The organism is Bacillus cereus group sp. BceL291 (assembly GCF_051776705.1).
Classification (GTDB): Bacteria; Bacillota; Bacilli; order Bacillales; family Bacillaceae_G; genus Bacillus_A; species Bacillus_A cereus.
Genome location: NZ_JBPWAP010000004.1, coordinates 64047 through 79092, shown reverse-complemented (window position 1 = coordinate 79092; position 15046 = coordinate 64047). Strand labels below are relative to the sequence as shown.

Below are 15046 nucleotides of genomic sequence, written 5' to 3'. Positions count from 1 at the left end.
CCAATCCCCCTATTTTTTACGTTGGAAAGCAGCTATACAATCAAATTCTTCCTTCAAGCGATTGTAAAGTCGTTCATACATATAAAACATTTCTAAATATATAGCCGTATTTTCTTTATTCGGTACATGATGATGGACAATATCAATCCAATCCTTTACCTCTTCAAGAGAATCAATTTTTCCTACAGCATACAAAGCAACTGCCGCTGCCCCAAGCGCAGATGCTTCATGACTTTCAGGTACAAGCAATTCTTTTCCCATCATATCGGACAACATTTGTCTCCAAAATGCAGATTTTGCAAACCCTCCTGAAACTCGTATTTCAGTAAGTGGCCCTGTACAATCCCTGATTGCGAGTGCTACTGAATATACACTCATACAAACACCTTCCATCACTGCACGTATAAAATGTTCTCGCTTATGTTGAAGATTGATTCCAAAGAATGTACCACGAGCATTTGCATTCCAGTAAGGTGCGCGTTCTCCAGATAAGAAAGGTAAGAACAATAGCCCATCCGCTCCAGCTGGTACGCTTTCTGCATATTTAATTAATAAATCATAAGGATCAATGCCGAGCTTTCTTGCTACTTCTTGCTCTGGACTACCAAATTCATCACGTAACCATCTCAGTAATATTCCGCCGTTATTCGTTGGACCACCGATTACCCAGTGCTCATCTGTTAATGCGTAACAAAACGTTCTCCCTTTCTCATCTGTATTTATATTTGATGAGATTGTTCGAACCGCACCACTCGTTCCAATCGTAATTGCAGCCGCACCCGGTGATATCGCACCAACTCCTACATTTGCAAGAACCCCATCACTTGCTCCGATGACAATTGGTGTTTCTGCACTTATCCCCATCTTCTGTGCTAATTCTGGCTTCATACCTGATAAAATATATGTAGTTGGTACAGGGGTTGATAATTTTTCTGGTGACATATGTAACATAGTTAAAACATCTTTATCCCAGTTTAATGTTTCTAAATTAAATAACCCCGTAGCAGAAGCAATCGAATAATCAACTACGTAGCGTGAAAATAATTGGTAAATCACATACTCTTTAATGGAAATGAATTTATAGGCACTTGTATATAACTCTGGTTCCTCTTCTTTCATCCATAACAATTTAGAAAGTGGTGACATCGGATGAATCGGTGTACCTGTACGTCTATAAATTTCATGCCCATTCATTTGTTGTAATAATTTTTCTGATTGCTTCGTACTTCGATTATCTGCCCAAATGATAGAACGCGTTAATGGCGCACCATTTTCATCTACTGCAATTAATGCGTGCATAGCTGTACTAATACCGATTGAAGAAATATCTTCTGGTAATACATTACCTTTTTCAATGGCAGCGCTTACACTTTTGTATACAGCGGCACATATTACATCAGGATCTTGCTCAGCCCATCCTACATTCGGTTGAATAATTGGGTAATCGATTGCATGTGATGCAATGACTTTTCCTTTTTCTGTGAACACAACCGTTTTTGTACTTGTGGTACCGATATCAATCCCGATTACTCTCCCCCTTGTTTCCATGCGAATCTTCCCTTCATTTCTAGCAAAATATGATTTAGTAAACCGTTTACATGAATTAGTATATAAAATATTTTTTCATTTATCAAGTTATAAAAAGAAAATTTTTTTCATATCAAAAAATAAATCCCCTCATTCCATTTCACTTATATACTACATTTAGCTTTTCCATGGGGTAAAATTACGTTATATTCGTTACGCAATACACTCTTTCCTCTCATTAACAACACATACATAGTCCTCCATACGTTCTACTTATTTGCTTGAAGAAAGAGTTGAAAAGCAATATTCATTTTTAGCGGTCACGTAACATCACCATCAAGCCAAGAAAAGTAACTAACCGCAGAATGGGAATTCTGTGCATTTTGCTCTTATTTATTGTTTTAGGTTCACTAGTCTTTTATCTTGATAAACATAGAGCGTGGCCCCCTACTATCACTTTTTTACCTTGTAAATATATCTTGCATACTATAAAACCGAAAAGTATTTTTATTTTTCAGAAAAATAAAAAACAATGACACGGAATTTATTGTATAATGTTGTAAAAAGATGTCGGAGGGATTTAATGTTAAATAAAATATCTCAATTCACAATTAAGCTTTCATCAATTCTTTTATCACTCTTACTATTATTAAATTCACCTTATTTATTTATCACTCAACAAGGATTTACCTTTCAACCAATTTATTTTTTTAATCAGACCGTTACTATGTTAAAACAGGTTTTTTCCCCTGAATCATTAGTGATTATAGGATCAGACCCGAAGTTTGGCCATTTCAAAAAAACACCATTATTTCCAACTGTTTTAGAACCTTACCTATATTCATTTACTATATTATTTTTAGCCTTTTTTCTTGCTCTCTTTTTATCATCTAGCATGGCATTTTTTTATTTTTTAGCAAAAGATTATATAAAAAAATGGATAAACCGAATTGTGTTCATATTAGAAGCTGTCCCTGATATGATGATGATGATTTGTTTGCAAATATTTTTCATATGGGTACTTCAGAAATTTGGAGAATCTCCTGTCACTATTATTTCTTTTAATGAAAATCGAGCTTATTTACTCCCTATTTTATCATTAGCTGTCTTACCTACATTACAAATGTTTCGGATGATGGTGTTATACATAAAAGAAGAGCAAGGAAAACATTACGTAGAGGTTGCATATGGAAAAGGCCTTTCATCAAGTTATATACTATGCATTCATTTATTCAAAAATATATCTATCCACTTCTTCCACCATTTAAAAACGATTTTTGTTTTCTTACTTTCTAATTTATTCATTTTAGAATTTGTTTTTAATATGGAAGGCATTATTCAATTTTTATTTAATAAGGCGTTTGTTTCACCTCCAGCTGCATTTATCATACTTGTTATGATTGTTTTACCATTTTACGCCATTTTCCAAATAGTCTCATTCATGATGAATAGATGGAAAAAGCAATTGAAAGGAGTATCATTATGAAATCTATTTGGAAATCAAAACGCTTTTTAATCGGCTTTACTTATCTATTCATACTTATTTCAGCTAGTTTTATTTATAGTTGGTTCTTTAAAGATAACATCCCAAAACCTCCTCAGTTACTTTACAATGACAATAACGAATTACTTGGAAAGGCCCCCTTTCCGCCATCGTTAATTCCACCTTTTGGATCTGATCGTTTTGGAGAGTCTGTTTTCTTACAAATTGTAGAAGGAGCAAAATTCACTATTTTATTAGCCGTGGCAATTAGCTTCTTTCGAATTTTATGCGGAACATGTATAGGAATCCTCTTAAGTTTATTTGCTCCAAAACTCAAGAGATTTTTCCAGTCATGCTCAGAAGTTTTTTATTATATTCCAACTCTATTTATCGCATTCATACTCATCACGCCCGTTAATATTATAATTACATCAAATGCTGATGGGGTAGATCCAAATATTTCATTTACGTTTTATCAAGTACTCGTACTTATTTTCGTCGCTCTGCCTACACTTTCTTTATACATATCCTCAGAAGTTGATGAATTTATGAAACAAGATTACATCTTAAGTTCACAATTACTGGGGGCTAGTCGTTTTCATATTATAAAAAAACACTTACGAGTCTTATTACTTGACCGCTTATTTGTATTATTTATGGAACATATCGTCCAAACACTCATACTCGTTATCCATTTAGCGTTGCTTAACATTGTAATTGGCGGCATACAAATGCGTGAACTCTATGACGGAGTGCTCAAACCTGTTTCTCTATCTAATGATTGGGCAGGTCTTATTGGATTAAATCGTAATGAAATGAATCTTTCATGGTGGATTATTTTTTATACTCTCGCTTCATTCTTTATTACGATTCTATTTATTAAGCTTATGACCATCGGGATTCAAGATGCACTGAAAGCAAGAGATTCGCAAATTGTAGCAATTCAAAACGTTCCAGATCATAAAAAATTTGTTAAACATAAAGATTCCTTTTCGTTTGCAAATAAAGTAAACCTTTAATCATTTCTCATTAATCAAGTATTAATTGGCATCGATATTAGTAGAAAATAAAGAAGATGATCCTATTAAATACAGGGATCATCTTCTTATACTGTCTAACTTTTTTACATGTCCTTTGCTAGACTCATGCTTTTTATATTTAAAGTGAATTATTTGCAATCACAATTATGTTTTTTAAAATCAATTACCATACGCCCTTGAATTCTACCTTGTTCCATTTCTTCGAATACATTTTGTACTTTATCTAGAGAACAAGTTTGAACAACCGGCACTACTTTTCCTTCTGCCCCGAACATAAACGCCTCTTCCAAATCTTTACGAGTACCAACTAGAGAACCAACTACTTCAATTCCATCCAGTACAAGTCGTGGGATGTTTAAGTCCATTGTTTCTACTGGTAGCCCTACTGCAACTACTTTACCGCAAGCACGTACTGCATCAACTGCTGAGTTAAAGGCTACTTTAGAGACTGCTGTTACTACCGCAGCATAAGCGCCACCAAACTCCTCTTGCACAATTTTATCAGCAGGACCTTGAGAAATTGGATTGATAGTCATATCAGCACCAACTTCTTTCGCTAAGGCTAATTTGTCGTCATTAATATCTACTGCGATTACCTTTGCACCAAATACATTTTTAGCATATTGGATAGCTAAGTTACCTAATCCACCGCAGCCATAGATTACAATAGGTTGACTAGGTTTAATATCTGATACTTTAATAGCTTTATATGTAGTTACACCAGCACAAGTAATTGATGATGCTTGAGCAGGATCTAATCCCTCTGGTACTTTTACCGCATAATCAGCTGTAACGATACATTGTTCAGCCATACCACCATCCACTGAATAACCAGCGTTTTTAACTTCACGGCAAAATGTTTCTCTACCAGTTACGCAATATTCACAACGTCCACAAGATTGGAACATCCATGCAATACTTACACGGTCACCTATCTTTAGTGAAGTAACATCATCAGCTATTTTCGTAACAATACCTACACCCTCATGACCAAGAATACGGCCATCAGTGTTACCAAAATCATGATTCGCAACGTGTAAATCAGTGTGGCAAACTCCACAATACTCTACATCTACTAACGCTTCACCTGAGTGTAACGGACGTAATTCTTTGTCAATCACTTCGATGTTTGCTTTGCTGTTTTTATTAACCACTACTGCTTTCATATGTGATCTCCCCTTTAGTGTTTTAGCATTTTAATGAGTTTATCTCACAACTACTTTCTTCACTACTTTGGCTAGTTATTGTACCAAATTTAAGTGTTCAATCATCATTACATCTTCATCATAACATGACACTTCATAAACAACTTGTGAAATTATGAACAATATTTGAATCATTACACAAATCGGTCTTTATTTTAAATTTTTAAAAATGAGAGTTTATCATTGACTATAAGTAAGTCACATATTTCTAAAACAAAATAAATTAACAAACTTCTCACCGATAAAAAAGCTCTTCACTCAATATTTTCTACATGTAAACACTTAGTTTCACAGTAATATCCTTTGCCACCAACATAAACTTTTTCTATTTTATTTTTGCTATTGGTTGCTAATTTAACTAATATTTCAGAAGGCGAGTGTAAAGAATAACCTTGTTCAAATACATAGACTTCTTTTTTCAAGTAGTCCTGTTCATAAAGGTAGCAAGCTAATGCACCGTTCGAAGTTCCAGTCGCTGCTTCTTCATTGATGTCGTATAGCGGAGCAAAATTTCTGCATATAATTCGATTGTCATTAAAAGTATATAGATGCATCCCGACAACATTATAATACTTGCTGATTTCTTTAATTTTTTCAAAATTAGGTTGCAGTGCATGTAATTGTGTTTCGCTTTTTATAGGAATTAAAATATCTTTTAAGCCCGTGGAGACAATTTGAATTGGGTATTTATTTTCTATATCTTTACTATCAAAACAGTCGATGAACTCGTTTGGAGATACAACATCATAGAATATCGGTTTATTTTGTTCCATGAATATGATGTCATCTTTTATAGTAATAGTAAGAACACCGCTGTTCGTTTCAATCGTATAGCGATTCCTGAAAAGTTTATTTAAATGCATCAGTATCGCGAAAGAGCCAATTGTGGCATGACCACATAAATCAACTTCTTCTTTTGGTGTAAAATACTCAAATTTATAATCAGCAATTTCAGATTCTGATATAAATGCGGTTTCCGCATAGCCCAGTTGTTTGGCTATTTCCATTTTTTGAGTAGTGGTCAATGTATTCTCAATAAATACCACTCCTGCTTTATTTCCGCCTTTATGATCCTTGCTAAATGCACTTGCAACATAAACAGATATTTTCATAAGACACCTTCCTCACTTATAGTAAATTATAGTATAGAAAGCACTACATATAAATTCCATTGGATAAATTATCCCTAAAATAAGAAACAAACTATTTTTAGCATTTGAACTCTCCAAAAATAGTTTGTCTACAGTCTGAAAGCTCTTCATTTGAAGAGCTTTTTTTATATTCGCTTCATCGAAATCGTTTCACGTATACTTTGTAAATTTTTTAGAGTTTCCTCTTGTCGCTGCAACGACAACCCTACATACAAAGTATCTAATAAGCTTAACTGTGCTAATCGTGATGAACTTGCTTCTGTGCGGAATTCAGTCTCACGTGTTGATGTATATAACGTTATATCAGCAAGTTGACTTAATGCTGATTTCTTATAGCTCGTAATCGCAATAATTTTGGCTCCTCTTGCTTTCGCTACTTCTAACGCTTCAAGTAATCCTTTATTGCTACCAGAATGAGAAATACCAATAACAACTGAATTTTCCGAGAGTAAACCTGCCCCCATAATTTGAAAATGCGAATCAGTATGAGCGATACAAGAAATACCCGTTCTCATAAACTTATGATACGCATCCATTGCAATAATACCAGAGCCACCATTTCCATAAAACTCAATTCGACTTGCTTCTTGTAAGGCTCGTACAGCCTGCTCAAGTGCCGTTTCATTAAGCAAATGTAAAGTATCTTGCAGTCCTGTAATATGCGAATGAAAAACTTTTTTAGCAACAGTTACCATACTATCTTCTGCTGATACCTCTTCATGGATATTTTGCATCGGTGTATGTACAATTTCACGAGCTAATGTAATCTTTAAATCTTGAAAACCTTGCAAACCAAGGTTTTTACATAAGCGGAATATCGTAGCTTCGGAACTATTCGTAACTTCAGCTAATTCTGTAATAGATTTATGTACAACATCTTGTGGATGTTTCAAAATATGTTCGGCAATACTTCGCAATTTCGGTGATAAACCATTTAACGAAGCCTGAATCTTTCCAATCCCACTTCTTGTACCAGGCATAACATATCCTCCCCTTCCATCGTAGCTTTATCCTGTAAAAACCGATTAGTTAAACTAATCATCAGTGGGGATGGTCCTCCACTGATTAGAGTTTCACTTTATTGTACCTAATTATCGAAAGAAGAAAAACCTATATTAGGGATTACTATAATTTTTAGTTGCTCCTATGTATTCTGTCATACGATATAACAGAATTATTCATGCTTATGAATAATTCTCTCCATGTTTCACTGCGTATAATGCGGCTTGCGTACGATCATCCACTTCCAATTTAGCTAAAACGTTTGAAACGTGTGTTTTCACAGTTTGTTCTGTAATATGAAGTTCTGCTGCAATCTCCTTGTTGCTTCTTCCTTTCGCAATTTCGCGAAGTACCTCTTGCTCTCTTTTCGTTAACATTGAAAAAGGATTTTCTACTTCCTTCTTTACTGCAGAACGCCCCATTAATGCAGGTGTTACTTTCGGGTGAAAATTCGCATTTCCTTGATGTACTGCAATAATAGAAGCGACAAGTTGCTCAGGTTGTACTTCTTTTAATTGATAACCATCTGCTCCAGCTTCAAGTGCTGGTATAACATAATCTTGCTCTGAAAAACTACTTAATATAAGTACCTTTATTGTCTCATCATATTGCTTTAGACGTTTTGTTGCCTCAATTCCATCCATTTTCGGCATCGATACATCCATTAGTACGACATCTGGTCTTTCTTTTTGCACGAAATGTAATGCCTCTTCGCCATTTTCCGCTTCCCCAATAATTTCAAATTCTTCTCTCGTTTTCAAAAAGAATACAAGTCCTCTTCGAACGATATGATGATCCTCAACTAGTAGCAGTTTAATCTTCAACCTTATTCTCCCCTTCAAATCGGCAATTGAATTTCTATTTTTGTACCCTTTTTCAGCTCTGTTATAATTTGAAACGATCCCTTCATTAACTGAATACGTTCCTTCATACTTTTCAGGCCAAGTGCTGATTCCCTTACTTGTTCTTGTATAAATCCTATTCCATTGTCTTCTATGTAAAAATGTAACTGGTTATTTTCTATTTTCAAAAGAATATGTACCTTTTCACACGAAGCATGCTTTTTACAATTATGTAGCGCCTCTTGGCTAATACGCCATAAAACTTCTTCTATTTCATCCCCCATTGAAACCATCCCATCAATTCGAACTTCCACTTGAACTCCTAATAACTTCCCGTAATTTTGAATTGCTTCTGCTAATCCTTTCTCCAATCCTTCAGGTCTTAATTGCCAAATTAATAGCGTCATTTCTTGTAATGCTTCTTGTGATAATTCCCCAATATAACTTAACATCTCTTGCAATTCTCTATCTTGCGTCATATTCAGAGTACCTTTCGCTGTTAGCATAATAGAAAATAACAATTGTTTTACTGAATCATGTAAATCACGTGCAAGTCGATTTCTTTCCGCTACCACTACATATTTACGTTCTTTCTCAACTAATTGAATACGTTGTATTGTCGTTCCAATTTGAAATGCAATTGATTCTAATAATGCTAACTCTTCCTCAGAAAAATGAGTCTTATGAGGTGCAGCCACATTTAGTAGACCAAATTTTTCTGATCCAGACCTAAGCGGAATTGTCGCATGATGTGTAACATCTTCTGTCTCTCCCCAATTACATTCAATTGCATCTTCTATTCGCTTACATTCAATAATATTAGTCGCTTTTTCCAATCTCCCATTTACAAAACGTTCTACACACCAACAGTTTCCTTCACACATCGGCTTCTTCTTTTGCCACGTAAGAGCCTCTGGTAAATTTTCGTCTACAAGCATGCTGTGCTTTCCACTTTCATCAATAAAGAATATCCACCCTGTTTGTAAATTCATTACTTGTAACAATGTATGCAACACTTTTTCTAACATATCCTGTAAGTTTGTTGCTTCATTTAATAATTCAGCAATTTCTTTTAATGCTTCTAAACGACGCATCTCTTTTTCTTCAAAGTTCATTCTCATCACCAACTACAATTATAACATTAAGAAATTTCTAAATTCTATAAATAAAAAAAGAACCGAATTCCTTCAGCCCTTTCTTTATATCAATCATTTTATTATTGTTATTCTATCCAATGTTGGAAGCAGAATTTTTGTTAACAAACGATTCTACTTTAGCTGTCCGATAAAGATTGTCCACCATGGATATGCTGTAAACCTTCAGTAGTAACAACCATATTCGCTGCTGGCATTTGCACTTGATTCTTATGGAACATAGACATTAATTCAAATCTTACTTGTCTAGAAGTTTCAAAATAATCTTCTGGCTTTATTAAACCTGTAATACAAAATTCATAGCCAACATATTTCAAGTTAGGATTTAAGTCTGTAACACCGACGTATTTAAATGGTTCAACAGCCTCATCCTCTACTCTATAAAGAGTTTGATTCAATTTTTCATTGCATATAACACATACTTCTTCTAACAATTCCTTCACTCTTGTTGGATCTTCCTGATAACTTACCGTGATGCGTTCAATTACACGCATCCATCCTTTATTAAAATTTTGTATCGTTCTAATCTCTCCGTGCGGGATGGTAAGTAGTTTTCCTGACCATTCACGAATTTGCATAAAACGAATACTAATCTCTTCAATAGTTCCTGAATTTGTTCCGTTAAAAGTTACAAAATCACCAACTCGAAACTCTTTGTCCGCTAATCTTGCAAAGCCTAATATAACATCTTTTAGCATCTGTTGTGCAGCAAAACCGATAACAACTCCAGCTATCCCTGCACCTGCAATAATACTTTTTATATCTACAAATTGGCTAATTAAATATATGATAAGACTGATGATAATGATATATCTAAAAATAGATCGAATTACACTTTGAATCGTCTGCTCTACCTCTTCATCAAAAAAGCTCGATTTCCTAAAAAACCAATCAATAATGCGGTTTATTACAAATGAAATAATGATTAGAACGAAAGCAAATAGTAAAAATCTTAAAAGTAAAAACTCTCTTACATAATTAAAAAATTCTTCCGTATACGTTAATAAACTCATCTAACCACTTCCTTACTAATTAAAAAATTCATAATCGCCTAAGTTTGTTCCAGAAAAATCTATTATCCTAATCTAAAATGCCACTACCCTTACTATGTATTTTGACTCTATTACTAATTCACTTTAAACAGTATGTCTAGCTGTTCTTTTTCCTTTCCCTTTAAATATACCCTTTTTAATAATCTAAAGGGAGCAAATCGTGAAATTTTTTAAACGTTAAAACTTTATTCATGTCATTACGATTTCAACTCATTTATTCATTAACTACGTAAAAAAAGAGCTGAATTTATCAGCTCTTTTATTCGATATTAATTGTTGTCTTACTGCTCTTTTCTTCTTTCAATTTTGGTAATTCAATTGTCAGTACGCCATCTTTATAATTTGCTCTAACATTTTCTTCCTCAACTTGTTTAAAACTAAAGCGTCGAGTTACAGAACCTATAGAACGTTCTTTACGAATATATGTGCCATTCTCATTTTTTTCTTCTACTTCATTATGGTTAGTTGCTTGAATCGTTAATACATCTTGTTCAAAATCAACTTGAATGTTTTCTTTTTGAAAACCTGGTAAATCTGCTTTCACAGTATATTTATCAGATTGCTCATGAACATCTACTTTAAAAGTATCCATGTTCAGTGGCTTAAAGAAAGCATCTGTCATCCCTTCTAATAAAGAAGGCCCAAAATCAAAAATACCATTTTGACGTTTTGTTATTTCTGGAAATAAATTACGCATATTTTTTCCTCCTTATTATTTATGAATGAAAGATTATCTCTTTCTGCCTTTATTATAACATTTGGTCAAAAAAGGTCAAAGTTTTTGTTTGACCTTTTTTGATGTATATTTTACCAAATAAAACACATGAGATATTTGACACCTCTTACATTTATAAAGAGGAATATATTTATATAATAACGAATAGTTTATATGCTCTTATTTTTCCTTAATGAGGTTACCTACAATGGGGTATATCGAAGAAATTAGAGAAGTTGTCGGATCAAGACCACTCAATTTATTAGGCGTTGCGGTAGCTGTTTTCAATGAACAAGGACAAATAAAAGAGACCTTTTTTAAAGGCCTCTTTTTTCACTTCACTTCTGCATGTAGGCATGACTTAAAATGTCCAAGTGCATATTCATGCCCTTGTGCATTAAAAGATGCAACCGCCTTTTCATAAACAACAATTTTAAACCCTTTATTATAAGCATCTACTGCTGTATGAAGAACACAAATATCAGTACAAACACCTACAAGATGAACTTCTGCTATTCCTCTTTCTCTTAACTTCATCTCTAAGTCTGTTCCTGCAAATGCACTATACCGTGTTTTATCCATGTAATATACATTCTCTGCATTTTTATATGTTTCGTACACATCTTGTAATTCACCAAACAAATCTCTTCCACTTGTACCAGCTATATTATGAGGCGGGAATAACTTTGATTCTGGATGATATACATCATTTTCTTCATGTTTATCAATAGCAAAGACAACGTAATCTCCATTTTCAATATATTGCTTCGTTATATGTACAATTTCCTTCTCAATTTCCTGTCCTGGTTTCCCGCATGTTAAAGCGCCTTTCTCAGCTACAAAATCATATGTATAATCAATATTTATAAGAGCTCGTTTCATTACTATCTCTCCTTCTCCTGTTTCACAGTAAACAATAGAAAATTTGTTATTACGACATCGTATGTACTATTCGACATTTCAAATGAAATACCTACATTTTTCTTGCAAAACTCACCTTAATCCGAGTTTATCATAAAGTGAAACTTTAATCATTGGAGAGTTTGTTCATCTCCAATGATTATCAGCCCTCATCAATCGTGCATTTACAGGCAGTTGATCTCCCACCTAATCTCCTCACCTATACCGAGTTTTAAGGTAAGGTCTTACTGCCCGTTAGTGCGGGATATAATAGATAAACAATGGTAAAATAAATAGCTCCTATTAATAAGTCATGAATTTGATAATTGAGCGTAGCTTGAATCATCTCTTGTATCGTAAACCAAAATACTGCCATCATCATACTAATCAAGACGATACGAATACACCGATTCACATCTTCAACCTCTTTCTCTGTCATAGTAGTAACAAGTGATTACTTCCTATTTAATCGTATTAGAAAATGAAATAAGTTATTCACTCTTGCACACTCTAGTCCAAACAAAAAAGCACACTACTTTTTGAGTAATGTACTTTTTATTCTTGTTAAGACGCAGGTTTTGTCTCAAATGTTGCTTGATTAAAACTAATAACCTTTCCTTTCGGGTCATTGTTTTCATACTGAACTGCAGTAATTGTATGACTACCTGTTTCCAGCGTTTTTTCTTTTAACTGCACTGTTGTCTGCGTTGTACTAGTTACTTGATGTTTATCTGTATACATTTGATCTACAAATACGAATGTTTCTTTATCACTTTGAAAATTAGAAAGTTCTAATTCAACTTGCTGAATTAACGTATCCTTTTTGATGAATACAGTCGGTATATTGCCGTTTTCAGAAGTACCATCTGGAGTAATAACTTTTACTTTCCCTTCTCCAATTGACATTGCTCCTTCAGGAAATACAACCATATTCTCATCACTTGCGTTTACAACTTGTTCTTCCTGTTTTGATTGCGCGTCCTCTTTTTCCTGTGGAGCACCGCAACCAACTAATAACAATACAGACAATCCAGTGATTATGAATTTTTTCAAAATTCATCCCCCCTGTAACTTCATTATAATTTATTATACAAAAATAACTTTTAAATTTTGAGACTACTTTCAACACTTTCATGAACAAATAGAATCTTGCTCACGATTAATGTATCATACTTTCCTTAATAGAACATTAATTTTTTTTATGAAATAAATAGTAATTCCCTCTTATCTATCATTTTAGCCCAACATATGAATTACATACCCTCAAAAATAAAAAGACATTGTTAGTTCAATGTCTTTTCTATGCAGCAATTAAAAAACAAACGTTGTAATCTCATCTACTTCTTTTCTTGGAAGTTTCTTCGGTTTATCTTTCGGAAATCCGAGTGAAATAACCATATTTATTTGTTTTTCAGGCTCAATTTGTAAATATTGGCGCAGTTCATCTTGAGCTAGCAATACTGGCCCTGTCATTGGACAAGTACCAAGTCCCTTTGCATGTGCAGCTAACATTAAGTTTTGTGCCGCTAAACAGCTACTCTTAATGCCTTCTTCTTCCCAAACGGAATCTGGAACAAAAGCAATTGGATCAAATATCTTTTCACGGAACTTTGATTCATATGGTGTTGCCAAACATACAATTAATACTGGTGCCTCCGAGAAAGCTGTTGCATATGGTCCGAAAGAACGTGTAAGTAATTTCCCTGCTTTCTCTTCTCCATTTTCTGCTGCTTTTGCCGCAAGTTTATGTAATGCATCCCATGTCATTTGTTCAATTTCTTTAATCTTCTCTCGATTCATGATAACTAAGAATTCCCACGTTTGTGAATTCGTATCACTCGGTGCGTAACGAGCACAATCAATTATTTCTTTTATATCATTAGTAGATACTTCTTGATTTGTAAACTTTCTAACACTTCGTCTTCCGTGAATTACTTCTTTAAAATCTTCATAATTCATATATTAAATCCCCTTTTTACAGCGTTTTCAAAACTTGTCCTATGCTTGAATTATATCATGAAAAAAAGCCGGAAGAATACCAGCTTTTTTCTTCATGATTAATTTGTCACTTTAAACAAACGAATACTCTCTTCGTATGCAGCTTGTAGTTTTTTCGTAATTGGTCCTCTTTCACCAGCCCCGAACTGTTCATCACCAATTTGAACGACTGGGAATATTTCAAGTGGCGTCGCTGTAAAAAAGCACTCCTCAGCGTCATATACTTCTTGTAATGAAAACTCTCGTTCCTCTACATCGATATGTAACTCTTTCGCTAATGTAATTACGTAGTGACGTGTAATACCATGTAAAATGAAATGATCCGCTGGATGTGTAATCAACTTATTATTCTTCACGATAAAGAAATTGGAATGACACCCTTCAGTCACAATACCATCTCGTACTAATATTGCTTCTTGATACCCTTGTTCATTTATTTTGTTTTTGATCATGATATTAGGAAGCAAATTTAAAGATTTTATATGGCAAAACTTCCACCTGATGTCCTCTTCTACTGTCACCTTAATCCCTGCCTCCATTGAAGCAACTGGTCTTGGGAACGAAACAAGATTTGCAAAATATGTCGGTTGTAAATCTGATTCATATACATGATTGCGCGGTTGTGTACCTCTTGATATTTGTAAATATACATTCCCATCTTCTTGAAACTGATTTTTTTCAATCATTTGATATAACTCTTCTACTAATTCTTCCTTCGTAAATGGTGGAATTAGTTTTATTTCTGCCATAGAGTTAAAGAATCGTTCTAAATGTAAATCTAATAAATGTGGCTTCCCGTCATATAGTCTGAATACCTCGTATATACCATCACCAAATTGAAAGCCTCTCTCCTCTAATGGAATCATCGGCTGTTCTTCCTTCGTATTTACAATTCTTCCGTTAAATAAAATCCAATCTTTATGAGTAGCTTTCATTCTTCCCCACTCCTTTATCACATGATTGTTTTAATTGTACAA

Annotated in this window: 15 protein-coding genes and 1 pseudogene; 3 read left to right on the top strand and 13 right to left on the bottom strand. The window is 33.9% G+C overall.

Annotated features, from left to right (window positions below):
- Positions 1 to 9: 9 nt before the first annotated feature.
- Positions 10 to 1548: a gluconokinase gene (gntK, locus tag ACS2CR_RS05045; RefSeq protein ID WP_153602416.1), complete on the bottom strand. Its 1539-nt coding sequence runs from the start codon at positions 1546 to 1548 to the stop codon at positions 10 to 12.
- A 562-nt stretch (positions 1549 to 2110) separates the two neighbouring features.
- Between gntK and ACS2CR_RS05040 the strand changes: the two genes are divergently transcribed.
- The gene (locus tag ACS2CR_RS05040) at positions 2111 to 3013 is read left to right on the top strand and encodes an ABC transporter permease subunit (protein WP_053512295.1); all 903 of its coding nucleotides are present in this window, start codon (positions 2111 to 2113) and stop codon (positions 3011 to 3013) included.
- On the top strand, positions 3010 to 4029 hold the full coding sequence (locus tag ACS2CR_RS05035) for an ABC transporter permease (RefSeq protein ID WP_000836567.1): 1020 nt from the start codon (positions 3010 to 3012) through the stop codon (positions 4027 to 4029). Before ACS2CR_RS05040 ends, ACS2CR_RS05035 begins: the two co-directional genes overlap by 4 nt.
- 149 nt (positions 4030 to 4178) lie before the next feature.
- On the opposite strand, the gene adhP is transcribed toward ACS2CR_RS05035, so the two are convergent.
- The 7 genes from adhP to ACS2CR_RS05000 form a co-directional block, all read right to left on the bottom strand.
- A complete protein-coding gene (gene adhP, locus ACS2CR_RS05030; protein WP_000649109.1) occupies positions 4179 to 5216 on the bottom strand; it encodes an alcohol dehydrogenase AdhP in 1038 nt (345 codons plus the stop codon).
- Positions 5217 to 5509: 293 nt separating this feature from the next.
- A complete protein-coding gene (locus ACS2CR_RS05025; protein ID WP_000704316.1) occupies positions 5510 to 6367 on the bottom strand; it encodes a PhzF family phenazine biosynthesis protein in 858 nt (285 codons plus the stop codon).
- A gap of 164 nt (positions 6368 to 6531) precedes the next feature.
- The gene (locus tag ACS2CR_RS05020; RefSeq protein ID WP_001119646.1) at positions 6532 to 7386 is read right to left on the bottom strand and encodes a MurR/RpiR family transcriptional regulator; all 855 of its coding nucleotides are present in this window, start codon (positions 7384 to 7386) and stop codon (positions 6532 to 6534) included.
- Between the two features lie 204 nt (positions 7387 to 7590).
- Entirely contained in the window at positions 7591 to 8232 is a 642-nt protein-coding gene (gene casR / locus ACS2CR_RS05015) for a two-component system response regulator CasR (protein ID WP_000694629.1), read from the bottom strand.
- Between the two features lie 14 nt (positions 8233 to 8246).
- A complete protein-coding gene (casK, locus tag ACS2CR_RS05010) occupies positions 8247 to 9344 on the bottom strand; it encodes a two-component system sensor histidine kinase CasK (protein WP_170924154.1) in 1098 nt (365 codons plus the stop codon).
- A gap of 179 nt (positions 9345 to 9523) precedes the next feature.
- The gene (locus ACS2CR_RS05005; RefSeq protein ID WP_016109900.1) at positions 9524 to 10417 is read right to left on the bottom strand and encodes a mechanosensitive ion channel family protein; all 894 of its coding nucleotides are present in this window, start codon (positions 10415 to 10417) and stop codon (positions 9524 to 9526) included.
- A gap of 298 nt (positions 10418 to 10715) precedes the next feature.
- A complete protein-coding gene (locus ACS2CR_RS05000) occupies positions 10716 to 11153 on the bottom strand; it encodes an Hsp20/alpha crystallin family protein (protein WP_001245053.1) in 438 nt (145 codons plus the stop codon).
- A 226-nt stretch (positions 11154 to 11379) separates the two neighbouring features.
- Here ACS2CR_RS05000 and ACS2CR_RS04995 point away from each other — a divergent pair.
- Positions 11380 to 11475 (top strand): annotated as a pseudogene (locus ACS2CR_RS04995) (DNA mismatch repair protein MutT); the annotation flags it as partial.
- A gap of 29 nt (positions 11476 to 11504) precedes the next feature.
- Here the strand turns inward: ACS2CR_RS04995 and ACS2CR_RS04990 are convergent.
- The 5 genes from ACS2CR_RS04990 to dat form a co-directional block, all read right to left on the bottom strand.
- Complete coding sequence (locus tag ACS2CR_RS04990) at positions 11505 to 12053, bottom strand: cysteine hydrolase family protein (protein ID WP_000816762.1); 549 nt, start codon at positions 12051 to 12053, stop codon at positions 11505 to 11507.
- 250 nt (positions 12054 to 12303) lie between these two features.
- Positions 12304 to 12510, bottom strand: coding sequence for a hypothetical protein (locus ACS2CR_RS04985; RefSeq protein WP_000136533.1), 207 nt, complete (start codon positions 12508 to 12510; stop codon positions 12304 to 12306).
- Between the two features lie 125 nt (positions 12511 to 12635).
- Complete coding sequence (locus tag ACS2CR_RS04980) at positions 12636 to 13124, bottom strand: hypothetical protein (protein ID WP_000713496.1); 489 nt, start codon at positions 13122 to 13124, stop codon at positions 12636 to 12638.
- A 258-nt stretch (positions 13125 to 13382) separates the two neighbouring features.
- Positions 13383 to 14030: a nitroreductase family protein gene (locus ACS2CR_RS04975; RefSeq protein ID WP_001105310.1), complete on the bottom strand. Its 648-nt coding sequence runs from the start codon at positions 14028 to 14030 to the stop codon at positions 13383 to 13385.
- A 98-nt stretch (positions 14031 to 14128) separates the two neighbouring features.
- Positions 14129 to 15004, bottom strand: a complete 876-nt coding sequence (gene dat / locus ACS2CR_RS04970; RefSeq protein ID WP_000648368.1) for a D-amino-acid transaminase — start codon at positions 15002 to 15004, stop codon at positions 14129 to 14131.
- Positions 15005 to 15046 lie beyond the last annotated feature (42 nt).